Origin of the sequence: Larkinella insperata (assembly GCF_026248825.1) — a bacterium.
Classification (GTDB): domain Bacteria; phylum Bacteroidota; class Bacteroidia; order Cytophagales; family Spirosomataceae; genus Larkinella; species Larkinella insperata.
This window is the reverse complement of record NZ_CP110973.1, coordinates 705,219-730,288: the sequence shown is the minus strand read 5'-3', so window position 1 is coordinate 730,288 and position 25,070 is coordinate 705,219. Positions and strand designations below refer to the sequence as shown.

The window sequence follows — 25,070 nt, the reverse complement described above, 5'->3', positions numbered from 1 at the left end:
AGGGGAGGAGGGTAACTTGGGTGTTATGGTAGGGAATACACCTTACAATCAATCCCTATCCGCATGAAAAAAGCAATCATCATTGTTACCGGTTTGCTGGGTTGGGCCAGTGTGGCCTGCGATCAGGAGAAAGCCGTAACGCCGGAATCGTTGCCGCAAAACGCTCAGAGCTTTATCTCAACGCACTTTCCGCAGGAAACCATCAGCCGGGTTGTCAGAGACCGCGATGGGTCGAAAACCAGCTACGACGTTATTTTAAGCAACGGTTTTGATCTGGACTTTACCCGCACGGGTGAATGCATTCAGGTAGACGGTAACAACAAGGCCATTCCGGACGCCGTAATTAACCCGGAAAAAATTCGGACCTACCTCCAAACGAATTTCTCCCAACAAACCGTAGTCAGTTGGGAGAAAGACGAAGACGACCGCGACCGGTACAGCGTTGAATTGGCAAACGGTCTTGATTTGAGGTTCGACCCAAACGGCGATTTTCGGCGGGTGGACGACTAACTAGTTAGCCGTGCCGTTTTTCAGGTACTTTTCCAGGCAATCGGTGTACTGCTGATAAAGCAAAAGTGAGCTTGTGCTGTTGTAGGCAACACCGTGGGCTCCGGGAGGATAAATGCGCAGGTCGGCGTCTTTACCGGCGTCTTCCAGCGCGTTCATCAACTGCATGGTGTTCCGGATGTGCACGTTTTCGTCCATCGTTGAGTGGGCGATAAACATCTTGCCCTGCAGGTTTTTAGCGTTGGGCGATACCGCGCTCTTCTGATATTTGGCGTCATTTTCGGGCAACAGGCCCATATACCGTTCCGTATAAATGCTGTCGTACAACCGCCAGTCGGTGACGGGCGCGCCCACCAGAGATACTTTGAAAACGTCGGGATGGGTCAGCATGGTGTAGCTGCTCATGTAACCGCCGTAGCTGTGGCCGCGAATCGCAATCCGGCCCCCATCCACCCACGATTGAGTTGCTAAATACTTGGCGGTTTCGGCAAAGTCGCGGCTTTCGTATAACCCTAGTTTTTCGTAAACGATTTTCTCAAACTGGTAGCCGTAGCCCCCGCTACCCCGGTTGTTAACGCTGACGACCACGTAACCCTGCTGCGCCAGGAACTGGTGCCAACCCGTAAAACTGAAATCGTTGTAAACCGACTGCGCACCGGGTCCGCCGTAAATATCCAGCACCACCGGATATTTTTTAGTCGCGTCGAAATCCAGCGGTTTGATGATCGAAATGTCGATTTTCTGGCCGTCAGACGTGGTAAAGCGGGTGAGTTCCTTGGGGCTGTAGACGTAATTGTTCAGAAACTCCGTAACGCTGGTGTTGGCTTCCAGCGTCTTGAGCAGTTTGCCCTTGGTGTCCCAGAGTTCGACGCGCGTGGGCGTGGTTGTGTTCGAATAATTGTCGATGTAATACTGGCCGTTGGGCGCAAAATCGATTTTATGCCGACCAGCCGCCTGGGTCAGTTTACGGGTGTTTTTGCCGTCGAAATCAACCACGTATAACTGCCGGTCCAGCGGAGACTGTTGGGTGGAGGTGTAATAAATCTTTTTGTTTTTGGCATCGACGTTATAGACGAAAACCACTTCCCAGTTGCCTTTGGTGACCTGATTCAGCAGCTTGCCGGTGTAGTCGTAGCGGTAAATGTGGGCAAATCCGTCGCGCTCCGAAACCCAGAAAAACTCCCGCGAATCGGCCGGAAAGTAGAAGTAGTGCATGATGCCGGCGAAGAAATCGAACACGTCAATCCAGGCGTTGTTTTTCTCCTCCATGATCTGCTTCGCTTCGCCGGTACGGGCGTTGGTCAGAAACAGCCGCAGGTGATTTTGTTTGCGGTTCAGGTGCACCACGGCCAGCTGGCCTTCCTGCGAGGTCCAGTAAATCCGCGGAATGTAGCCGTCGCCCAGGTCCACCTTCATCCACTGGGCTTTGTTATTGGCCAGTTCAACCACGCCGATGCGGGCGGTGGGGTTGTTGTCGCCGACGCGCGGGTAGGGGAGTTTAACAAAATTTTCGTCAAAGCCTTTGTAGTCGGTCATGGCGTAGATGGGCACCTGGCGCTCGTCGATCTGCCAGTACGCAATAAATTTGCTGTCGGGCGACCATTCCCAGGCTTGGGCCAGCCCAAATTCCTCTTCGTAAGCCCAGCCAAACCGTCCGTTGTAGAAGTACGGAGCGGCATCGTTGGTGAGTTGCGTTTCTTTCTGGCTGGCAAAGTCAAAGACGAACAGGTTCCCATCCCGCTCGTAACCAACTTTTTTGCCGTCGGGCGACAGTTCGGCGGTCTGGGCATCTTTGGCAACCAGTTTCAGACTTTTATCGGTAACCGAGTACACGTAATAATCCGAAATGCCCGACCGACGCCAGACCGGTCGGAAATTGGTCTGGAAAAACAGGTTTTTAGAATCTTTCGACCACTGAAAAGATTCGTAGGCAAACGGCTTATCGGTGCCGGGAAGGGTCAGTTTGCTGCCATCGAAAACCACTTCCTCCCGCCCGTCTTTGGGCGAAAATGATTTGATGACGCCTTTTTCAGTAAACGAAAACCGGGTACCGCCATCAATCCAGTTGACGCTGGCGGGCCCCTGCGAGCCCGCTAACCGCCCCGTTGCGGCCAGCGCCTGTTGCAAGTTCTGGAAGCGTTGTTTTTGCTGGGGAAATCCCGGGATGTGAACAAAAAGCAGAAAAACTAACCCGTATAAAGAATAGTTACGAAGCATAAAAGCAGGTTCTTGGCGTATGAAGTGTTTTCAAAAATAACGAAAAATTGGACGCAACCGTGTCTTGACCCGGTCGTTACGGGCTGATGACCAGATCGTGTTTGGTCAAAAGGCCCGGCAGGTTGTGCAGGGAAAACCGGGCTTTTTTGATTCGATTCGTGTCCGGGTCCAGTTCCAGGTTGTAGGAACTGGAAAAATCCACCTGAATGAGCGTATTGTCTTCAAAGCGGGCCGAATCAAAATTGCACTCTTTAAAGTGGGTTCCGGTTAGATCGCATTTTAGAAATTGAGCGGACTTCAGCGAGCATTCCATGAACTTGGCTTTCTTGAGCTTGCGGTTCAGGAAAACCGTGTTGTTGAGCTGGCAATTCTGAAAATCAGTGTGAAAACCGAAGGGGTTGCAGTGGCCGAAATCAACGTAATTAAGCTTGCAGTCCGCAAAGGATACGTCATCGAATCGCGCATTTTTGACCTGAATTTTTGTCAGGTCACAGGATTCAAAGTGGCAATTAATAAAGTTTGAGTTGAACAGCAGGGCACCGGCCAAATCCAGATTTTTGAAGGTGCACTGTTCATACGTTTGATGGGTCCACGAATCGGGCGATGCACCGAAAGAGTCGAAGACCTGGTTGTAATAGTCCATCTCTGGTGTTTACGAGTGAAAAATAGGCACTTAGAGGGCCGGATGTTTTTTGTGAAAAGCCGTAGCGTCCTGGTAGAGTTTGGCAACGGCCAGCAAACGGCCTTCGTCGAACAACTGGCCCATGAACGTGATGCTGGTGGGCAGCCCGTTGGCATTGAAACCGTTCGGTAACGCCACACACGGATGGCCGGTCAGGTTGGTGAGCGTCAGGTTTGCGTTGCCGAACGTAGGCGTAATGTACACATCGAAGCCTTTCATCGTTTCCGCCATCTCGTTGATCAGTTTGGTGCGAATGCGGTTGGCCTGAATGTACTCGACCGCCGGGATAAACCGCGCCGAACGGAAGGCGTTGGGCCAGGCTCCGCGGACCTGCCGCACCAGTTGGTCGTCTTTGCCCGAGCGCGTCAGCTCATCAAACGCAGCCGCGGCTTCAGCGCTCAGAATCATGTTCATGCGGCCCACCGGAATGTCGGGCAACTCGAACGGGATCAGCGTCGCACCGAGTTTGCGAAGGGTTTCCAGCGCGGCTTCATCGCTGGCTTTCGTCGGGTGGTCTTCGTCAAACGCTTTTTTCAGGTAGCCAATTTTAATTCCTTTCAGGGAGGGCAGCGGAGCATACCGGAACGGAGCCGCAATCACCGTTGGGTCGTGGCCGTCCGGGCCGTAAATGGCGTTGAAAACCAGGGCGCAGTCTTCCACCGAGCGGCACATGGGGCCAATTTTATCCATCGACCAGCTTAACGCCATTGCCCCGTACCGGCTTACCCGGCCGTAGGTGGGCCGCAACCCCGTCACCCCGTTGACCGTCGAAGGAGACACAATGGAACCCAGCGTTTCGGTACCGATCGCAAACGGGAGTAGCCCCGCCGAGACGCTCGCACCCGAGCCCGCCGACGAACCACTGGAGCCGGTGGAGGGGTCCCACGGATTCCGGGTTTTTCCGCCAAACCAGACATCACCCATCGCCAGTTCGCCCAGCGTCAGCTTCGCGCACAGAACGGCCCCGGCTTTTTCCAGCCGCTGAATGAGGGTGGCGTCGTAATTCAGTGTTTGGTTTTTATAGGGGACCGATCCCCAGGTCGTCTTGTAACCTTTGCGGGCAAACAGATCCTTCGCGCCGTACGGAATGCCGTGCAATGGCCCCCGGTATTTTCCGGCCTTGATTTCGGCATCGGCCTGCCGGGCCTGTTGCAACGCCAGTTCATCCGTCAGCGTGACAACGCAGAGAAGCTTGTCGTTGTAGGTTTTCAGCCGTTCCAGAAAGAATTTGGTTAGTTCAACCGACGTAATCTGACGGGTTCGGAGCAGTTCACCCAGTTGGGCCACGGAGTAGAAGGCCAGGTCGTTGCGGTTGGCCGGGAACGTTACTTTTCCAATCGGGCTGGCTTTAAATGACGGAGCACCCTGTGGGAGTTTAAAACCGTGGGGGAGTGGATTAAAATAAAGCGCCGGTGCAACATCATTGGTCAGTTCAATTTTTCGGAGGGCTTCGTAATTGTTCCGGTAGCTGGTGAGGTTTTCCAGCATTGAATCCCGTTCGGCGGGGCTGAATTCCAGTCCAAACACCCTGGAGGCCGCATCAAGGATGTCGGTAGTAAGCGGTTTTTTAGGGTCGTTATCAGTGATGAAGGCGCCCGCCAGAAAGCTCAGCAGACAGGCTACGGGTAGAATAATTTTTTTCATAGGTACGTACCGATGGGCGGGGCCACGCAGGCGCTTGCCCATGCTGCATTTAACGAATCGAGTAAGTCTCGCCTAAAATACGGACGAAATGCCGTCGGTACGAAAAAACCGTAAATTATAATTCTGCCCCGGAAAAGAGTTCATGAAGCCGTACCACCTGCGGGATCAGCAACTGCGACTCGTTGTTGTAGATAACGTAATCCGCCATTTGAAGCCGTTCGTCGTCGCTCATCTGTCGGCTGATGATGTTCTGGATTTCCTGCTCGGTGCGGTGCGGATCGCGTTTTTTGATGCGCTGGATGCGCAGTTCCAGGGGCGACTGCACCACGATCAGTTTGTCGAGGTTGTTGCCGTCTTCCCCCGCCGTCCGGAGCAAGGCCGCTTCCTTGACTACGTACGGCTTATGAGTGTATTGGGTGGCCCAGCGCGCGGTGTCGGCATACACCCGCGGGTGAATCAGAGCATTCAATTGCAGCAGCAACTCCGGTTGACCAAACACCTGGGTGGCTACCCAACTCCGGTTGTAACGGCCTATCGGATCGTAGGCTTCCGGACCGAGCAGGCGGGTCACGTCCGCTTTCAGAATGGTATCGTGATCCACCAGCCATTTGGCCCGCTCGTCGGCGTAATAAACTGGGATACCGAAGGTTTCAAACACGCGGCAAACCAGGCTTTTACCGGAACCGATGCCGCCGGTGACGCCGATCAACAACGGCTTTTTCGACGCTACGCTCATTTCCTGCGGTTTGATTTGGCCTTTTTCGTCGTCTTTGCGGACTTTGTTTCTTTCTCCGGTTCGGCGGGCCGGGATACGGGCGTAACCGGCAGGGGCTGTAGCAACTCGGCTACCTCGAAGCTGACGGCGGCCTGGTCGGCACTGGCCCGGATAAGCGGATGGCGCGGAATGGGCAGGCGCAGTTCTTCGTCGTAGCTGAGGGCCAGGCGTCGGGCCGGGATTTTTACTTTGATGGTATCGGGTACCGCCCGCAGCAGCCGGGCCGGGCCTTCAAACCGGATGATCCGGGGTGACACATTAATCAGACTGGACACCACCATGCGGTCGTCCAAGTCAATACCGGCGCTGTCGACCACAACGGGTACTTCCTGAACCGCCAGCCGGTCGAAATTCAGGGCCAGGGTATCGCCCGCTACAAAATTGACCCGCACATCTTTGGCGTGCTCGGTTAAAGAAGCCGCCAGCGAAGCCGTGTTGATGAATTTTGTTTGCAGGGGCCGTTCGATGGGGTACCGAATGGCCTGCGACCGGAACGGCAACCAGGTTTTTCGAAAGAGCTTCCAGCCGTTGCCGGTAATGTTAACGGTAATGGTTTTGGGCAGAGGGGACGTGGGGACGTAAAGCTTCTGGTCGTAAACGAATTCGATCGGGTATTGAACGTTTACCGTGTAGTTGTTCTTGTTGAGGGCGTTGAGCAGCCAGATAAGGGCAGCCGCCAGCAGACACAGAATCAGCGTCGGCAGTCGAATGGGACGGGGTTGGGTAGTCGTTAACGACACGAGCGGTATAAAATGATGGTGAACAACCGGGGCTAAACGATAAACTGGCGGCAACGCTGGTGTTCATCATTTACCATCGATCATTCACCATTAGGATGAGATTACGATGCTGTTTTGGCAGACGCTTCGCGGGAAATGGCGGTTTTTTCAAACGTTAGCTTTAACCCCCTGTCTACTTCCAGCGTAACGGTTGTTCCTTCCACCGAATACACTTTTCCATGTAAACCGCCAATTGTTACTACATCGTCCCCTTTTTTCAGATTTTCGATGAAACCTTTTTGATCCTTCTGCTTTTTTTGCTGCGGACGGATCATGAAGAAGTAGAAAACAACAAAAATACCGACCCACAGGACGATGTTCCAGACCATGGAGTTCGGTGAGCCAGCCGGTGCCTGTAGTAATACAGAAAGGAAAGTCATAATGACAACGAGTAGTTAAAATGTAAGATCAATTGGATTAGGGCAGCAAATAGGCTTATTGAACGGCGCTGGTGGGGCTCGATTCGGCCCGCGGGTTCACCATAACCCGGAAAGACAGTTCCGTATAAGCCGGATCGGTGTTGGCGTAGACCGTAACGGTTTTGTTTTGGACACCCCGCTTGCCCTGGCTGTTGAACAGCACTTTGATGGACGCTTCCTTGCCGGGCTCAATCGGTTGTTTGGGCCATTCGGGGGTTGTACAACCGCAGGAGGTGTTGATGTTGTTAATGATCAGCGGAAATTCGCCTTCGTTTTTGAATTTGAAGTTGCGAACAACGCTGTCACCCTCCGTAATTTCGCCGAAATCATATACTCCCTTATCGGCAAAAACGATTTTCGGCATTTTATCCGATAATTCACTTTTCGAATCTTTCTGAGTCTGGTTGCAGGCAGAGACGCCAAGGAGAAACAACAGACCGATGGCAAAATTTTTCATTTCAGTTTGAAAACGATCAAGTTACCGGGGAGACTCGGCTCCCCGGCTAGTAGTGGATTAAGAACCCTGTTGTTTGATTTGCGCCATCAGACGATCCACGTCTTCCAGCAGTTTTTCGGCTTTTTCCCGCGCGTCGTTTACCACCCGCTGGCCTTCCACTTTGGCGAGACTTTCGGGCAGAGAGTCCGAATTCAAGACATTTTCTAGCAAATCACGGAGTTGATCGCGGTATTTAGACAGGCGGTAGGTTAGCCGATCGCGGGTGACGGCTCCTTTTTCGGGGGCGTACAGTAATCCTACTACGGCTCCAGTTGCGCAGCCCGCTACGAACGCTATCAAGGTTTGGCTTGTTTTGCTCATGGTTTTGTTTTGTTGGCAGTTGTTTACGTTTCCATAAACAACGGGAAAACTTACTTGTTGTCCAATAAGCCCCGACCGCTTTTGCGGAGTTGGCCGGTGCTCTTTAATTTTTCCGACAAGCTATCCAGGATACCGTTGACAAATTTGCCACTTTTGGGTGTACTGTACTGCTTTGCCAGTTCAATGTATTCGTTGATGGTTACCTTCACCGGAATATTCGGAAAATTCAGCAGCTCCGCCAGCGCCAGTTTCAGAATAATTTTATCCAGTTGGGCCACCCGTTCCACATCCCAGTTTTTGAGTTGCTCGGCCAGCAGTGCTTCATATTCGGCGTCGTTTTCCAGCGCCTTTTTATACAACGTTTCCAGAAACAGACGATCCTCCTCCCAGTCGTCGGTCAGCTCCGTCAGCTTCAGGCCTTCGGGACTTTGAACGGATTTCAGCGTTTTGATGGCCATGCTCCGAACCAGCTCGCCGTTCTCGGCCCAACTCAGGTCGGTTTCTTCGAAATAGTTTTTGGCCGGGTCCTGCTTCAATAAAACGTTGCGCAGAATATGCTGAACCAGTTGCTGATCTTCATCGGCGGTGTGCTGGGCCGTTTCGCAATAAGCCCGGTACATTTCATCTTCTTTCAGGATGTCATTGTAAATCGAGCGAATCATCTGCGGATCATCCCCCCAGTCGACTTTCCGGCGAATCTTCTCCACCTCCAGCGGCTTGTGCTCGCGCAGGGCCTGAATAATCCGGTTGCGGTCCAGCCCCGATTCCTTGGCAATCGACCGGGCGTCGACGGCTTCATACCGGCGAATCCGTTCGCGGTCTACCTGGGCAACGTGCGCCAACTCCAGCAGCAGCGTCAGCAGCCGGATCAGCGAATTGTCCAGCATCCGGACATCTTCGAGCAGCGACTGAAACACGCGGTGCCGTTCCCGGGTCTGATTATTGCGGTATTCGGCCAGCGCCTGGTTGGCCGCTATCAGCACATTGCGCGGAACGTCCTCTTCCTCTGACGGTTTCCCCTTCGTCAGTCCTTCCTCAAACAATACCGTCGCCAACCGGCGGAACCCTTCCAGTTGCTGGAGGTTTTGTACCTCCATGGAGTTCAGGTCGGGCTGAAACGTTTCGGTAATGGCATCGACGGCTAATTGTCGACTCGATAATTCGGATTGTCGCAGGGCGTAAAAAGCCTGCATGACTTTAATCCGCAATAAGCGTCTGTTTAACATGCTATCCGGCAAGAAACAAAGAACTGGGTTCGATATTTCGAAATATTGATAATTGGGTACAAAAGTACGGAAAATATGGCGAAAAGGGAAAATGAAGGAAAAGGATAAGCCCGCAGATTCCCGAAACCGCGGCCGGGTCGGGAGGCAACCGGCAAAAAGTGCTGTTATCCGGCGGATTTCCACCAACACCCCGCCAGACGGAAACATTTTGAGGACATGGCGGTATTACTAACTCCGGCGGCCGGTTTTCACAAAGCCGCAACGGCGCACACGCATCATTAACAAACAAAGAACTTGACCAACGACCGCATCGTGACGAACGAGGAAGAACCTCGGGAAGAACGCAAGTCAGACCGTACAACGGGTAATCCATTGATCATTCTGGCCGGAGCTACCGGCGATTTGGGGCAGCGCATCGCCGACTATTTGTTAAAAAGTGGCGCAACAGTGCGGGCGCTGGTTCGTCCGGGAAGCGATCCTCGCAAGCTGGACGCGTTGCGGCAGCAGGGCGTAGCCGTCGTCGCGGTTGATTTTTCGGATGCAGCGGCACTGACCCAGGCCTGTACGGGCGGTTTCTGCCTCGTGTCGGCCTTGTCGGGGCTGCGGGATGTAATTGTGGAGTTGCAGACGAAACTGCTCCGGGCCGCCGTGGAAGCCGGTGTTCCGCGCTTCATTCCGTCCGATTACTGCATTGATTTTACCAAACTTGCGCCGGGTTCGAACCGAAATCTGGATCTGCGCCGGGAATTTCAGGAGCGGCTCGACCGGGCACCGATTGCGGCTACTTCCATTCTCAACGGGATGTTTACCGACCTGTTGAACGGCCAGGCGCCGGTCGTTCTGTTTGGCCTGAAACGGGTGCTGTATTGGGGAGATGCCGACCAGCCAATGGATTTCACGACCATCGACAATACCGCAGCTTTCACCGCAGCGGCCGCTCTTGACCCTGATACGCCCCGGTTTCTGCGGATTGCTGGTGAGGTGGCCACGGTCAGGGACCTGCGGAAAGCCGCCAGCGCAGCCACCGGAAACGAGTTTGGTTTGTTTCGGATGGGTGGCCTGGGCGTTCTTGATTTTATGATCAACGTAACCCGTACGCTGTTTCCGCAAAACCAGGAAGTGTTTCCGCCCTGGCAGGGAATGCAGTACCTGCGCAACATGCTGAGCGGGCAACCAAAGCTGGACCCGCTCGACAACGACCGCTACCCGCACATTCGCTGGACATCGGTGCAGGAAGTCCTGAAAAACCGTTCTTCCTGATACCGTTTGCGTAAAATTTCGGACGTTTCTTTCATTCCTGCGCTCTTCCTTTTCTCCGTTGCAACCTTTCCGGCCGGTTTGCTGTTACCCAGCCAGAACCGCAATTTGTTTCATTGAAAGACGTCTCCTGATTTGTGAAAGCACTTTCCCATCTCAATAAATATTTGTTGAAATATAAATGGTACCTCATCTGGGGCACCGCTTTCACGATTATTTCAAACCTGTTCGGGATCATTCCGGCCCAATTGGTGCGGTATTCGCTCGATCTGGTGAAGGAAACGCTCGATATATATTTCCTCTACAACGGGACCGGGCTGCAAAACAACCTTTACGACGTGTTTGCGTACAGCATTCTATTTTATGGACTGCTGATTCTGGCAATGGCGCTGCTGAAAGGTTTTTTCCTGTTTCTGGTGCGGCAGACGCTGATTGTCATGTCGCGGCACATTGAATACGACCTGAAAAATGAGATTTACCTACACTACCAGACGTTACCGCTAAGCTTCTTCCGTCAGCACAACACCGGCGATTTGATGGCCCGGATTTCGGAAGACGTCAGTAAGGTGCGGATGTACGTCGGTCCGTCCATCATGTACGGATTGAACCTGATCACGCTTTTTTTGTTGGTAATCAGTTACATGGTATCGATCAACGTCCGGCTGAGTCTGTATGTGCTGCTGCCGTTGCCGTTGCTTTCGGTAGCCATTTATGTAGTGAACACGATCATCATCAAACGCTCGGAGGAAATTCAACAGAGCCTTTCGAAGCTCTCCACGTTCGTGCAGGAAGCGTTCTCGGGAATCCGGGTGCTTAAGGCGTTTGTTCGCGAGGAAAACTCGGCTACGCGTTTTACGGTGGAAAGTGATGTTTACAAGTTTAAATCGCTGCAACTGACGCGCGTGGATTCGCTGTTCTTTCCGCTGATCATGCTGCTCGTCGGGCTGAGCAACGTCCTGGTGGTGTACGTGGGCGGTCAGGAAATCCTGACGGGGCGACTCACGCCGGGCAACATCATGGAGTTTATCCTGTACGTCAACATGCTGACCTGGCCGGTGATGGCTCTCGGCTGGACCACCAGCCAGACCCAGCGGGCGGCTGCTTCTCAGCAACGTATCAACGAGTTTTTGGCGGTTCAGAGCCATATTGTTTCCGAAAAATCGCTGGAACGCTCCATCGAAGGGGAAATAGAACTCCGGAACATCCGGTTTGTCTACCCCGATTCGGGCATCACCGCCATCAAAAACTTCAACCTGCACGTTAAGGCGGGCGAAACCGTGGCCATTCTGGGAACGACGGGTTCGGGCAAGAGTACACTGGCCAACCTGATCACGCGGATGTATGACCCCACCGAGGGGGAAATCCTGATTGACGGTATTCCGCTGAAAGATTACAGCCTGACTTCAATTCGTCGGCAAATGGGCTACGTACCGCAGGAGGTATTTCTGTTCTCCGAAACCATCAGCAACAACGTTAAGTTCGGTATGCCGGACATGCCGCAGGAGAAGGTGGAACAGGCCGTGAAAGACGCGGATTTATACCAGAACATCACCGGCTTTCCAGAGCAGTTCGACACCCGGATTGGTGAACGGGGCGTTACGTTGTCGGGTGGGCAGAAACAACGGCTTTCCATCGCCCGCGCCATTGCCCGCGATCCCAAAATTCTGATTCTGGACGACTGCCTGTCGGCTGTAGATACCAACACGGAAAATATTATCCTGAACAACCTGCACCGGATCATGGAAAACCGCACGTCGGTTGTGATTTCCCACCGGGTGTCGTCGGCCAAGCTGGCGGACAAAATTATCGTGCTCGACGAGGGCGAGGTGGTGGAACAGGGAACCCACGAAGACCTGCTGGCGGCCAACGGCGTTTACCGCGAACTCTACGAAAAACAGTTGCAAACCGAGGAGGTTTAACCCTTCAGACGGCCTTGAGAAGTGGTAACAATTCTGGCGTAACCTCAACGAAGCGGGGATGCCGATCCGCCGATTCATACGCGACGGCCGCCGTATACCCTTCCGTGACCTCAAAGTTTCTGGCGGTCCAATGGCCCCTCTGGCCCAGCACGCATTCCTGGACTTCGTGTGTTCCATCCCGGGCGGGAATTTCCTTGAAGTAGTCATCAATACCCTGACCGGTTGCTTTTACCAGTGCTTCCTTACGGGTCCACCAGTGATAAAACAACGGCCGGGCGTCCGGATGCCGTTGAAGGTAAAGCTGATCGGCCAGACCGAACGTTTCGGGTAGAAGGTCCTGAAACCGAAAAGCATCGTCTATTTTTTCAATGTCAACCCCTACGGGCTGGGCGCTGACGGCAATAAGGGCCCAGTTGCCGGAATGGGACACATTGTACTGCCAGTTGTCGTCCGCCCGGAGAACCGGTTTTTTTCCCTGACTTCCAAACTGGATGTCGGACGGGTTCCGGTGCGTATACCTGCCCAGAATAAGCCGTAAGATTCCCCGGGTAATCACAAATCGATTGCGGTCTTTTTCGTGAAAATACCGTTGCGCCCGGTGGTGTTCATCGGTTGACAACCAGGTGGAAAAGGTAGAAATAAAGGTCGTAAACCGAACCAGTTCAATGCGAAAAATCACCAGGTCGGATGATGAGAGCCGCTCCCAGAGCGGCTCCCACGTTACTGTTGGTATTGTATCGTAAACAACGCGGGCTGAACGCATAACGGCAAGACGGAACTGGGTTTTCAACTAACTATTGTCCAGCGCCTGCTGGAGGATGCGGGCAAATTCTTCGGCGTAGGGCGGGTACAGCATCGCTCTGTGATCGCCCGGAACATCGTGGACGCGCACCACGGGCGCAAACCGGCGCCATCCCAGGTGCGTAAAATCGTAGACGTAGTAGGGCCGCTCCCGCGCCCGAAATAAATCAATAATACCGTCGTAGGGGTCCATGATGTACTGCTGGAACACTTCTTCGTTTTTCTGAATAACCGGAAGCATATCGTCGGTCAGGCCTTCCGGTTTTGGCCGCTCATCCAGACCCAGAGCAACCAGCAGTTCGTTGTACTTTCTTTTGAAATAGTTCTTCTGGTAGATCAACGTATCAACCGGCTTGTGCAGCAACGACCGGGTAAACCAGATGAATTTCGGCCCCTGCCGCATGATTTTCTTGGCGATTCGGTAAAAGGCAGGCTGGGTTGCCAGGTATTGATGTTCCGAATAAGCATCAGCGTTGGTATCGATCACGCCCACCAGCCTGACTTCTTTGCCCATTGCTTTCAGTTGCCGGGCCATTTCAACGGCGATGTAGCCGCCCGATGAATAACCAGCGATGGCATATGGGCCTTTGGGGTTGTGTTCGATGATTTCGCTGATGTACGCAGCCGCCCGGTCTTCCAGCGTTTTCATGGGTTCAGCCTTGCCGTCGGGCCCCAGCTTCTGAAGGCCATACACGGGCTGGTCGTCGTCCAGATGGATAATCAGATTTTTGAAGTAAAGCAAATTCAGATCATATCCGTGTACAAGGTACAACGGCATTTTCCGGCCCGTCGGCTTCATGGGAATGATCGACGTCCAGGTTTTCTGGTCTTTCTGCAGCAAACCCGCCAGCTTTTGAATCGTTGGGTACTCGAAAAGCGTAGCCAGCGGCAGGCGTGTGCCGGTTTCTTTTTCCAGTTGGGTCATCACCTGAATGGCAATGAGTGAGTGGCCGCCCAGCGCAAAGAAATCATCGGTCACGCTGATATTTTCCAGTTCAAGCACGTTCTGCCAGATGCGCAGAAACAGCTTTTCTTCGGCCGACAACAACTGGGGCGTCTCCGGATTCCGGTTGGCGGGCAAGGCGGGTTTGGGAAGCGCTTTGCGGTCTATCTTGCCGTTGGGCGTGAGTGGCAGGGCGGGTAGGAGCACAAATTCCGACGGAACCATGTACTCGGGTAATACCGCTTTGAGCACGTGTTTCCACTGCTGAACCCGGTCTTCGGAAGCAGCCTCAGCCGCTGTTGGGGCGTAGCGGACGGAGGTATCAATAGACGGGTTGCTGAGCTGGATTTTTTCGGGTTTTGCCGGAATGCTTTTTTTTTCGGATTCTGGTATAAAAACAGCCTCAAACGTACCATCTGCTCCCGTATCTGTCCACCGAACGTGCGTCTGAAAACCCAGCCGGGCGCCCAGGTCAAAAAACCGCTCGGGATCGACGCCGGCCGGGGCCGCATTGATTCTGGGTTTCAGGTCGTTCAGGACTGAACCGGGGGCGGCATTGGCCAGAATCGTCAGAAAGGTAAGGTCCCGGGTGGTGCGGCTGTTCAGAATGTGCCTCACCAGCACGACGTTCTGCCGATTGGCCAGCAGTTCCTTTTCCAGTTCAGCCGGCGAAAGATCAGCCGTCCACTCCATCTGCTTGGTGGGCGTAACAATGCTGGGCGGATTGCCGATGTACAGCCAGACGTCGTAGTGATACTTGGTTGTTTCGTTCAGATAGGCCCCGCGCCGGAGCTGGGTGTCAACGGCCGTAATTTCCGGAATAATGGACGGCAGCAGGTAAAAGAAAGCCGGGTCGGCAATGAATTCATCTTCCAGTTTCACCCGCCGGTCCACGATTTCGGTAAACTCCTCCAGGCTCGTTTCTCCGCCCGACCGTTGAAGCTGATCGGATGCGTGGTGCATCCGCAGGGTTTCTTTGCCCTGCATGTCGCCAATGAAAATACAGCCGCCCGATTTAACGGCTTTCGCGGCTTCGCGGAGAATTTTCACCAGGTAATTGGCAGTGGGCAAATACTGCGCAACGCTGTGAATTAAAACCAGATCGCGCGATGCGGGGGGCACCATCGAAAAGTTGTCGGCCACCGCTCTCTCGACCTGAACGTGCTGCCATTTTTCCGGCTGGAGGGCCAGCTTCTGCTTTAATTTGTCAATGGGCGCCTGAGCGTAATCGGTGGCGATGTACGACTCGGTGTCCGGGGCAATTTGAAAGACCAGCTGACCCGCCCCGCAGCCGATTTCCATGACGTTGACCGGTTTTAAGGCCTTAATCCGGTCCAGGGAGTGCTTCAGCCAGTCGCTGACTTCGTTTCGAATGTCTTTTCGATCGCTGATCAGCTCGGTAATAACCACATCCAGGTTCTGGTCCGAAAGCTTGATTTTACTTTCGTAATTGACGCCCTGATCGTACAGAATATTCCAGCGCTCCAGCCAGTTGGGGTGCTGGGTCGGGTGCAGTTCCTGCTCCGGAACCACATACGCCACCAGCCGTTGATCGCCGGGGCGGTCTTCCCGGGCCACCACGACGGCTTCCCGCACATCGTTGAGCGTGGCAAGCGTGTGTTCTATTTCTCCCAGTTCAATCCGGTAACCCCGAATTTTAACCTGCTGATCGATCCGGCCCAGACAGATGATTTCGCCGTCTTCCGTAAATTGCCCCAGATCGCCCGTCCGGTAGAGAATGTCTTTTTTGGCCGGTTTGAACGGATTCTTGACAAACCGCTTGGCGGTCAGTTCGGGCCGGTTCAGGTACCCCCGGGCCACCCCGTCGCCCCCGATGTAGATCTCTCCCGGAACGCCCACGGGTTGCGGCCGTCGGTTTTCGTCCAGAATGTAAATAACCGTGTTGGCAATGGGGCGGCCAATGGAAATCAGGTCATCTCCGCCCTGAATCCGCTTCAGGCTCGACCAGATGGTGGTTTCGGTCGGACCGTACATATTCCACAGTTCATTACCGGCTTCGGTTAGCTGGGCTGCCAGGTCTTTCGGGAGTGCTTCGCCCCCGCACAGGATTTTCAACGGCGGCAGATCAGACCAGCCCACCGACAGCATCATGCGCCAGGTCGAGGGCGTGGCTTGCATGATGGTTATCTTTTCCGACCGGATCAGGTCCAGCAAAATCCGGCCATCTTTGCTGGATTCCGCATCCGTCAGCACCAGTTCAGCCCCGCTGATCAAGGGCAGGTACAATTCCAGCCCGGAGATATCGAACGAAATGGTCGTTACGCCCAGGAGCTTGTCGCCGGTTTTTATTCCGGGCGCTTTTTGCATACTGAGCAGAAAATTAACCAGATTATGGTGTTCAATCTGAACGCCTTTCGGCTTGCCGGTCGATCCCGACGTGTAAAGAACATACACCCGATCGGTTCCCGAAACCGTTACGTTGGGTTCATCCGCCGAAAACCGGGTGGAATCGGCCAGCGCCTGTTCGATGGCTAACTCGGGGATGGGAGCGCCAAACCGGTTTTGGTACTTCGCCGACAGGATAAGCAATTTGGCCGCCGAATCGGTCAGCATAAACAGGACGCGTTCCTGCGGATAATCCGGGTCCGTCGGAACATAAACCGCTCCGGCTTTCATCACCGCCAGCAGCGTAATAAGCATCTCCGGCGACCGATCAACCGCTACTCCCACCAGATCACCAACCCGGATGCCCTGCGCAATCAAGTAATGGGCGAGCCGGTTGACGGTTTCGTTCAACGCCTTGTACGTCAGCGTCTGCCCGTTGAACGACAAAGCCGTTCGGTCGGCGTAACGGGCGGCAGCCTGCGCAATCAGATGGTGCAGGGGCGTGTTGCGCGGGTAGGCGGTCTGGGTGGCATTCCACTGGTTTAATTTTTCCAGAATGCCGTTGGCATCCGAAAGCCGGAGGGCGTCCAGCCGGATGGTGGGATTGGCTACCACCGTTTTCAGCACCGACTCGAAGTCGGCCATCATCCGGTCGATGGTGCCCGCCCGGAACAATTGGGTATTATACGACCACTCCAGCGTCAGAACTTTGTTAGAGTCGGTAACATTCAGGAAAATTTCGAAGCTCTCAAACTCCCGCGGATTGCTGGCGAGTTGGTAGGTCAGCCCGTGAAACGTGACGCCCTCGGTCAGCCCCATGTCGATGTTAAACACCACCGGCACGAGCGGAATCCGGGAAGGATCGCGGGGGATTTTGAGCTTTTTGAGCAGACTTCCAAACGTCAGTTGCTGGTGGTCGTAAGCGTCCAGCACGGTTTTTCGGCACTGCTTCAAAAAATCGAGAAAGGATAAGTCCGGTTTTGGGTAGCTCCGCACCGGCAGCAGGTTAACGCAGTGTCCTACCAACCGGTTGTAACCCGCCACCGGCTGCCCGGCTGCCGGTAGCCCCAGGGCGATGGACTCCTGACCGGTAAACCGACCCAGAAACGCTTCGAACGTGGCCAGCAGGGTGGTTACAAAACTGCAACCGGCCTGAATGCCCAGCTTTTTTAAAGCCGATACCAGCTCCGGGTCAAGGGTGTAATCCCGACGCTGGCTTTTGAAGGTCCGCAGGGGAGGGCGCGGGAAATCCGTCGGCAGATTCAGCGCGGGAATATCGTCTTTGTACTGATCAAGCCAGTAGGCTTCAATCTGGCGGTATTCTTCGCTGTTTAAAAAAGCAAGCTGTTCCTGCGCGTACTGACTAAAGGCCAGGGGCTTCGACAGGGTAGCGGTCTTGTTCTGAACGTAAGCCGAATAAAGAGCCGAAAGATCCTGCAAAAGTGTCCCGGTCGACCAGCCGTCGCAGATGATATGATGGGCCGTTAGCACAAAATGATGCTCGTTGTCGGCCAGTTTTAGCAGACCAGCCTTCAGCAACGGGCCGTTGATCAGATCAAACCGGTGCAGCATGTCCTGTTTTACGTAGCCGCTCACCCATTGGTCGCGCTCAGGCGACAATTGGTGGGAAATGTCTTCGTAAAAAAGGTCGATCGGAACATCGCGAAAAACCAGAATCTGGCGTCCATCCGCACTGAACGCCGAGCGCAACGCTTCGTGATGCCGAATCAACGCGTGCAACGCATCCTCCAGCGCTAGGCGGTTCAGGGAACCCTTGAACCGAATGGAAGTCGACTCATTGTAAGCCCGGTTGGCGTCGTCACCGCCCAGCAGGCAGGCCGACCACATCTCAATCTGGGGTTCCGTAGCGGGAGCCAGATGAATAAGTTCCGGACCCGCAAAGGGATCAAAATCAACGGGGGTGTAGGGTGGGGAAACCGCGTGATCAACCATGCCAGATTAGTTTATTTCGACGCGCAAGTATTTACCGGGCAGGTCGGGGTTTTCAATAAACCATCCCGGATTGCCAGCGCGATCCCGGCCCAATTTTGCACCAGGAACCGGGGGCGTATCCGACGAGCGATACGGTAGTGCATTGTCCTTTAACGAATTCGACGGCAGATTTCTTTTGAAAAAACCGGCTTCGGTCATTTGATGAATACCTTCCAGGCAGGTTTTGATTATCAAATCGACTTCCTGATCGGTATGGGCCGCGGTGATAAAACACGGGAAACCGTCCAGAATGTGAATGCCTTTGTCCCGCATGAGCGTAAACAGAAGTTCGCTGTACGGAATTTCCTCGTGAAATTTCAGTTTCCAGAGCGAACCGAACTGCGCGACAACGATTGGAAGCTGCTGGCGCTCCAGTTCGGCATTCAGGGTTTGGGCAATCCGCTCGGCTTTGCGGGTCAGGCCCTGCTGCAAAGCCGGCCCCAACGCCTTCATGTACTGCAACGAGGCTTTGGCGGCTGCCAGCGCCAGCGGGTGCCTGACAAATGTACCGGCAAAGTAAGTAACGCCGGTTTCGGGAAACGAATCGTCGCCGTATTGCCAGAAACCTCCGTCGAGGGCGTCCATAAAGTCTTTTTTTCCGGCAATAACCCCAATGGGCAGTCCGCCCCCCACCACTTTTCCGTACGAAGCCAAGTCCGCTTTGATACCGAACAGGGCCTGTGCCCCGCCCGGATGCATCCGGAAGCCGCTGATGACTTCATCAAAAATCAGGGCCGTACCCGACTGGGTCGTCACCGTTCGAACCTGCTTCAGAAATTCAACCGGCCGGAACTCGGGCCGACGGCTCTGGACCGGTTCCACCAGAACGGCCGCCAGTTCGTGCGCCCGTTCCCGAATGATTCGCAGGCTTTCCTCCGTGCCGTAGTCCAGAATCAGCATGTTCTGCACCGCTTCCGGCATGATGCCCGAAGCCGCCGGAAAGGATTTCAGCTTTCGCGTGCCCCGCACAATGACCTCGTCCATGATTCCGTGGTAGGAACCCGAAAACGCCACGATCAGCGAACGACCCGTCACGGTGCGGGCAATCCGCATTGCTCCCAGAACGGCTTCGGAACCCGTGCTGCACAGGGCGGCCCGGTCGAGTCCCGTAAATTCACAGATCAGATCACAGACCTCCCCGGCCAGTTCGTGCTGCGGACCAATTTCGTAGCCTTTCTCAATCTGTTCGTGCAGCGCTTCTTTCAAAACATCGGGTTGGTAGCCAAAGAGGTTGGAGCCAAAACCGTTGAGGGCGTCGATGTACTCGTTGCCGTCAACGTCCCACAAGCGGCTGCCTTTTGACCGGTTCATAACCAGCGGGTACACGATTTCCTTGGTTAGCGGTTTGAATCCCGAAACCACCCGAGGATCGGCCATTGTCGCCCGGTGTTGCTGGGAATATGCTTTGCTACCGCCCGTCTTCTGGTTATACCGGTCCGTAAGCTGCTGTAAAAAAGTTTGCTGGCGGGCGGTAAGCTCGGTGGCCTTCCGTTCGATCCGGGCGGTAGCGCCAAACGGTTTTTTGATCTCAATGGCTTCTTCGGCCGTCAGGTCGGTCGACTCGGGCACGACGGGTTTGGTGTTGGAAGCCGTTTGGCCGTTCGAGGCCGCGGGGGCCACGGGTGTTGCTGCCGGAAGCACCGAACCCTCGCCCTGGAGCAGTGCAACCTGCTTGGCGAGAATTTGCAGTTGCTGGGCGATCAGGCCGAGCGCCGAATCGTTAACTGGGGAAACGGGCATAGGTTCTTTCTGAACAACGGGCGCAGGCATCGCGGCTGGCGCTGGTACCGGGGGCGGCAAAACCGGCGCGGGCTGGAACAGGTCGGCGGGCAGATTCCGATCCAGATGGGTCGCCAACTGATCGAGCGTTGCGTATTCATCGTTCAGTTGCCGGAACGTGATGGGCAGGCCAAACGCTTTTTTCAGGGTTGCGGCTACCTGCGTGAGCAGCAGGGAGTCGAGACCCATTTCCAAGAAAGTCTGATCGGGGGAGATGCCGTCCATCTCGATACCCGATGCGTCTTCCAATATTTCTTTGACCTTGGTGATTAAGGTGGTTTTTCTCATAGTACGTTCTTGCGGAGGTGGAACGGTTTGAACAAGGGCGGTTTCGGGGATTGGTACCGGCGACGGCCAGGTCGGTGGAACGGTTGCCGGCGGATCAAGCCAGCAGCGTTTCCGGTCGAACGCATAGGTGGGCAAGCTTAATTTCCTGCGCTTCTGGGGCGCATAAAACGCGTTCCAGTCCGGTTGCAGACCCGCCAGCCAGAGTTGGCCCAACGCCTGCAAAATCGTCTGGGTTTCGGTTTCAATACGCTGGCTGGTGCCGAGACTGGTAACCACGGTGCCCGTTCCGGAATCGGGATGTTGCCGCGCCAGCGTCGCCAGGACGTTACCCGGCCCTACTTCCAGACAAAGCGAATGGGGTTGCTCGAGAACCACCCGCATAGCGTCGGCAAAGCGAACGGTTTGCCGCAGATGGTCCGCCCAGTACGTGGGGTCGGTGGCCTGAGCATCGGTGAGCCAGGTTCCGGTTACGGTCGATACAATGGGTTTCCGGGGGCGGTTTAACGGTGTCGTGGCTACAACATCCCGGAACGGCGTTACAATCGGGTCCATCATCGCCGAATGAAAGGCGTGGCTGGTCAGCAAAAGCCGGTGCGCAATTCCTTTCTCAGTCAGCGAATCCGCAAAGCTTGAAAGGGCTTCGTGGCAACCCGCTACCACGCAGAGTTTCGGGCTATTGATGGCGGCTACGGATAAGTTGGCCGGTAAAATTTCCTGGAGCGCTTCGGCTTCCAGCCGCACCGAGAGCATACCGCCCGTCGGGAGGTCGCTGACGAGTTGGCCGCGGATGGCGATGAGCCTGAGCGCGTCGGCCAGCGTGAAAACTCCGGCCAGATGGGCGCCCACAAACTCGCCAACGCTGTGTCCGCAGAAGATACTGGGTTCTATGCCCCAACTCATCCACAACTGCGCCAGGGCGTATTCCGTAACAAACAGAGCCGGTTGGGTATAGCGGGTATTTTTCAGCCGGTTTTCCGCTTCTGCGTCACCGTCCGGGGCGTAAATAACGCGACGAATATCGGTTTGCAAATGCGGTGTCAGCAGGTCCGCGCAGGCATCAATCGCCTGCCGGAACACGGGTTCGGTTTCGTACAACTGGCGGCCCATGTTGAGGTATTGCGCCCCCTGACCCGGAAGGAGGAAAACCACCTCCGCCGGTTTCTCCTGAACGACTTTTACCTGCGCCGAAGCTGGTTTTTCCAGAAGCCGGTTTTCGGGGGTTGCCGCATCGGTCGGCAGCACCACGAAACGGCGTTGATTCCAGTCGGGCCGGGTGGTTTGCAGCGTACAGGCCAGATCGGCCAGGCTAGTGTCCGGGTGTTGCCGGAGATAATCGGCCAGTCGGTGGGCATAGGCTTCCCGGCTGGTGGCGGTTCGGGCCGACCAGGTTAGCAATTGGAAGTCCCGGCCCGGCGACGAAACCGTTTCTTGCTGCCAGAATTCTTCCAGAACCACGTGCACGTTCGTTCCCCCGACGCCAAATGAACTGACACCCGCCCGGCGCGGTCCGTCCGCGGTCCAGTCGGTCAGGCGGGTATTGACAAAAAACGGACTGCCGGCAAAGTCAATGTGCGGGTTTGGTTTGGAATAACCAATGGAAGCCGGAAGCTGGCGGTGATGCAGGGCCAGTACGGTTTTGATGAAACCGGCCACTCCGGCAGCCGCCGTCAAGTGGCCCATGTTGCTTTTGATGGAGCCGATTGCGCACGAATGCGGGGAAACCGCGGGGCCGAACGCCATCGTCAGCCCTTCCATTTCGATGGGATCGCCGAGCGGAGTGGCGGTTCCGTGGGCTTCGACGTACTGAATGGTTGCGGGCGCGATCCGGGCGTCGGCGATGGCTGCGGCAATGGCACCCGCCTGTCCTTCGGCGCTGGGGGCCGTAAAGCTGCCTTTTCCTGCGCCGTCGTTGTTGACGCCAATTCCTTTGATGACGGCATAAATCCGGTCGCCGTCCTGCCGGGCCGCATCCAGGTTTTTCAGTAAAACAACGCCTGCGCCGTCGCTGAAAACCGTACCGCTGGCGTTGGCGTCAAACGGGCGGCAGTGTCCATCCCGGCTTAAAATGGCCCCTTCTTCGTACAGATGACCGCTGTTGACAGGGGCCGTAACACTCGACCCACCGGCCAACGCCAGGTCGCACTGACCGTTCCGGATGCTTTCCACCGCCAGCGTGATGGCCAGCAGGGACGTGGAGCAGGCCGAATACACACTGACGGCCGGTCCTTTTAAATTTAACTGGTAGGCCGTTCGGGAAGCGATGTAATCCTTCTCGTTGACCGCCATCACCTGAAAACTGCCCAGCTGGTTATGAACCGACTGGTTTCCGTGGACATTGTTGAGGTAATAGGTGTTGTTTCCGCATCCGGCAAACACCCCAATGCTTTCCTGGTGGTGCTGGGGCAGGTAACCGTTTTCCTCCAGGACTTCCCAGGCAATTTCCAGAAATATACGCTGCTGCGGGTCCATGGCTTCGGCCAAGCGGGGACTTAAACCGAAAAAGGCCGGATCAAACTGATCAGCGTTGCGGAGCGTACCACGGGCCTTTACGTAGTTCGGGTCATTTCTTACCGCATCCGGAATGGAAGTATCCAGTTCGGCGTCAGTGAAAAACCGGGTGGTTTCTTGGCCCTGCTTCAGCAACTCCCAGAGCTCGGACAGGGTATCGGCCCCCGGAAAACGACCCGCCATTCCGATTACCGCCACATCTTGCGAATTTTGCCGGTTTACGGTTCGGTTTTTCGGAAACCTCGTTGCCGTACGCTGCTCGCCATCGATAAACTGGCTGAGTGCCCGGACGGTGGGGTGGGTGTAAATTTTCGTTACAGACAAATCGCGTTGCAGGTGCTGCTTGAGCAGGCTGACAGCTTTGACGCTCAGCATGGACGTACCGCCCAGTTCGAAGAAATTGTCGTCCAGACCCACTTTATCGAGCTGGAGCAGAGAGGCCCATACCGTTGCTACCGCCTTTTCCGTGGGTGTAACGGGGGGCACAAACAGGTTGTTGATCGCCGAACGTTTGGTTTCGGGCTTTGGCAGCAACCGGCGATCGACTTTGCCGTTGGGAGAAAGCGGTATCTGGTCGACTTCAATCAGCAAAGCCGGAATCATGAAGTCCGGCAACCGGTTTTTCAGAAAGGAAATGAGGCTATTTTTATTGGGTTTTTCGCTGCTGACGTAGTAAGCCACTAACCGTTTTTCGGACAAAGCACTTTCATCGACGTGGGCCGCGCACTGGCTGATGCCCGGGTAGTGAATCAGCACATTTTCAATTTCTCCCAGTTCAATCCGGAACCCCTGTATTTTGACCTGCTCGTCAATCCGGCCCAGGTATTCAATGGTTCCGTCGGGATGCAGACGGCCTAAATCACCGGATTTGTACATCCGGGCACTTTTATCCGTTGAAAAGGGATCCGCCAGAAACCGTTCGTGGGTTAGTGGCTCGTTGTTGAGGTACCCCCGGGCGACCTGCACACCACCGATGTAAATTTCGCCTTCCTGGCCAGCCGGAACCGGATTCATCGCCGAATCGAGAAGGTAAACGACCACGTTCGGCATTGGCGTGCCAATCAGGACACCGTTGGGAAAAGCCGGAATGTTGTCCTGCGTTGAAAACCGGTAGGAAATGCAGCCAACCGTTGCTTCCGTAGGACCGTATTCGTTGATGATATTGGCTTCGATCTGATTATCAACCAGAAACTGGTAATGCCGCGGGTGCAGAGCCTCACCGCCCACCACCAGCGTTTTGGAACACCGTTTCGCCTGTTCGTTTCTGGAACTGTCTACCAGCAAAAGCTGGGCGGGGGTCAGTTTCAAAAAATCAAAAGGGGCCTGCTGAATCAGCAGGTCGTCGTTGAAAACGTCGAGCGGTCCGGAAGAACTGATCACGATGGGCTTCCCCGTCAACAGCGGAACAAACAAAGCCGTCAGCGAGGCATCAAACGTGAGGGGAAGGTGAAAATAACTGCCCGACTGCTGCCCGGTTGTGGCATAGTGCTCAATGCTGTTGTGAATGTAGTTGCTGATTGACCGGTGTTCGATCAGGACGCCTTTGGGTTTCCCGGTCGAGCCGGAGGTATAGATGACGTAGGCCAGGTGCGAAGGCGAATGCGGAATCGGAGCTACCTGGTCGGGAAAGGCGTAACTGGTTTGGTTGGTGTAGTCAATCTCGATGAGGGCTGGCGATGATCGAACGCTTAGGGCATCTGCCAGTTTGAGACTGGACGGGCGGCTGCACAGGATCAACGGCATGGCCGTATCCGTTGCGATGTAATTGATTCGTTCGGCGGGGTAGGCCGGGTCAATCGGAACGAAAGCCGCCCCTGCTTTCAGAATGGCCAGAACGGCCGTTATCATTTCCACCGAACGTTCCAGACAAATTCCAACAAACTGCTCGGGCTGTATGCCTTTGACGAGCAGATGATTCGCTAGCTGGCAGGACCGGCGGTGGAGTTCGCCAAAGGAGATGGTACGCTGAGAATCAATGATCGCAAGTGCTTCCGGCGTCTTTAAGGCTTGCTGCTCAAATAGTTGATGGACGGATAATGGGTAGAGTTGGGGATCAAGGTTTTCCAAATTATCCGGTGTTTGCATCCGCTTGGTTGTTTTCGCGCTGAACAACCAAACAGTGCAAATTTGGTACCAACTTTTACGTAAGAATAGCAGGATTTACTTAATTT

General features: G+C 54.8%; 15 protein-coding genes. 3 read left to right on the top strand and 12 right to left on the bottom strand.

All coding sequences use genetic code 11. The annotated features are described in order from the left end of the window. Positions 1-63: 63 nt before the first annotated feature. The gene (locus OQ371_RS02810) at positions 64-510 is read left to right on the top strand and encodes a PepSY-like domain-containing protein (protein ID WP_265992243.1); all 447 of its coding nucleotides are present in this window, start codon (positions 64-66) and stop codon (positions 508-510) included. On the opposite strand, the gene OQ371_RS02805 is transcribed toward OQ371_RS02810, so the two are convergent. The 9 genes from OQ371_RS02805 to nusB form a co-directional block, all read right to left on the bottom strand. Beyond that, a complete protein-coding gene (locus OQ371_RS02805; protein WP_265992242.1) occupies positions 511-2,724 on the bottom strand; it encodes a S9 family peptidase in 2,214 nt (737 codons plus the stop codon). A 76-nt stretch (positions 2,725-2,800) separates the two neighbouring features. Continuing rightward, positions 2,801-3,367: a pentapeptide repeat-containing protein gene (locus OQ371_RS02800; RefSeq protein WP_265992241.1), complete on the bottom strand. Its 567-nt coding sequence runs from the start codon at positions 3,365-3,367 to the stop codon at positions 2,801-2,803. Positions 3,368-3,397: 30 nt separating this feature from the next. Beyond that, positions 3,398-5,050, bottom strand: coding sequence for an amidase (locus OQ371_RS02795; protein ID WP_265992240.1), 1,653 nt, complete (start codon positions 5,048-5,050; stop codon positions 3,398-3,400). A gap of 115 nt (positions 5,051-5,165) precedes the next feature. Then, positions 5,166-5,786: a dephospho-CoA kinase gene (gene coaE / locus OQ371_RS02790; protein WP_265992239.1), complete on the bottom strand. Its 621-nt coding sequence runs from the start codon at positions 5,784-5,786 to the stop codon at positions 5,166-5,168. Then, positions 5,783-6,565 carry a YbbR-like domain-containing protein gene (locus tag OQ371_RS02785; protein WP_265992237.1) on the bottom strand — a complete coding sequence of 261 codons (783 nt, stop codon included), beginning with the start codon at positions 6,563-6,565 and terminating at the stop codon, positions 5,783-5,785. The genes coaE and OQ371_RS02785 overlap by 4 nt, the downstream gene beginning before the upstream one ends. 101 nt (positions 6,566-6,666) lie before the next feature. Further along, positions 6,667-6,984 carry a preprotein translocase subunit YajC gene (yajC, locus tag OQ371_RS02780; RefSeq protein WP_265992236.1) on the bottom strand — a complete coding sequence of 106 codons (318 nt, stop codon included), beginning with the start codon at positions 6,982-6,984 and terminating at the stop codon, positions 6,667-6,669. A 55-nt stretch (positions 6,985-7,039) separates the two neighbouring features. Then, a complete protein-coding gene (locus tag OQ371_RS02775; protein ID WP_265992235.1) occupies positions 7,040-7,480 on the bottom strand; it encodes a DUF1573 domain-containing protein in 441 nt (146 codons plus the stop codon). Positions 7,481-7,537: 57 nt separating this feature from the next. Further along, positions 7,538-7,840 carry a YtxH domain-containing protein gene (locus OQ371_RS02770; RefSeq protein ID WP_265992234.1) on the bottom strand — a complete coding sequence of 101 codons (303 nt, stop codon included), beginning with the start codon at positions 7,838-7,840 and terminating at the stop codon, positions 7,538-7,540. 50 nt (positions 7,841-7,890) lie between these two features. Further along, entirely contained in the window at positions 7,891-9,066 is a 1,176-nt protein-coding gene (gene nusB / locus OQ371_RS02765; RefSeq protein WP_265992232.1) for a transcription antitermination factor NusB, read from the bottom strand. A gap of 294 nt (positions 9,067-9,360) precedes the next feature. Between nusB and OQ371_RS02760 the strand changes: the two genes are divergently transcribed. Continuing rightward, entirely contained in the window at positions 9,361-10,326 is a 966-nt protein-coding gene (locus OQ371_RS02760) for an NmrA family NAD(P)-binding protein (RefSeq protein WP_310586608.1), read from the top strand. A 134-nt stretch (positions 10,327-10,460) separates the two neighbouring features. Next, the gene (locus OQ371_RS02755) at positions 10,461-12,242 is read left to right on the top strand and encodes an ABC transporter ATP-binding protein (protein ID WP_265992230.1); all 1,782 of its coding nucleotides are present in this window, start codon (positions 10,461-10,463) and stop codon (positions 12,240-12,242) included. 4 nt (positions 12,243-12,246) lie between these two features. Here the strand turns inward: OQ371_RS02755 and OQ371_RS02750 are convergent, their stop codons facing one another. Genes OQ371_RS02750 through OQ371_RS02740 form a run of 3 tightly spaced genes read right to left on the bottom strand, consistent with a single transcriptional unit; the run spans position 12,247 to position 24,966 of the window. Continuing rightward, positions 12,247-13,005 carry a 4'-phosphopantetheinyl transferase family protein gene (locus OQ371_RS02750; RefSeq protein WP_265992229.1) on the bottom strand — a complete coding sequence of 253 codons (759 nt, stop codon included), beginning with the start codon at positions 13,003-13,005 and terminating at the stop codon, positions 12,247-12,249. A gap of 27 nt (positions 13,006-13,032) precedes the next feature. Further along, positions 13,033-18,285, bottom strand: a complete 5,253-nt coding sequence (locus OQ371_RS02745; RefSeq protein ID WP_265992228.1) for a non-ribosomal peptide synthetase — start codon at positions 18,283-18,285, stop codon at positions 13,033-13,035. A gap of 6 nt (positions 18,286-18,291) precedes the next feature. Next, positions 18,292-24,966 (bottom strand): polyketide synthase, encoded by a 6,675-nt coding sequence (locus OQ371_RS02740; RefSeq protein ID WP_265992226.1) that lies wholly within the window; start codon positions 24,964-24,966, stop codon positions 18,292-18,294. Positions 24,967-25,070: the final 104 nt, after the last annotated feature.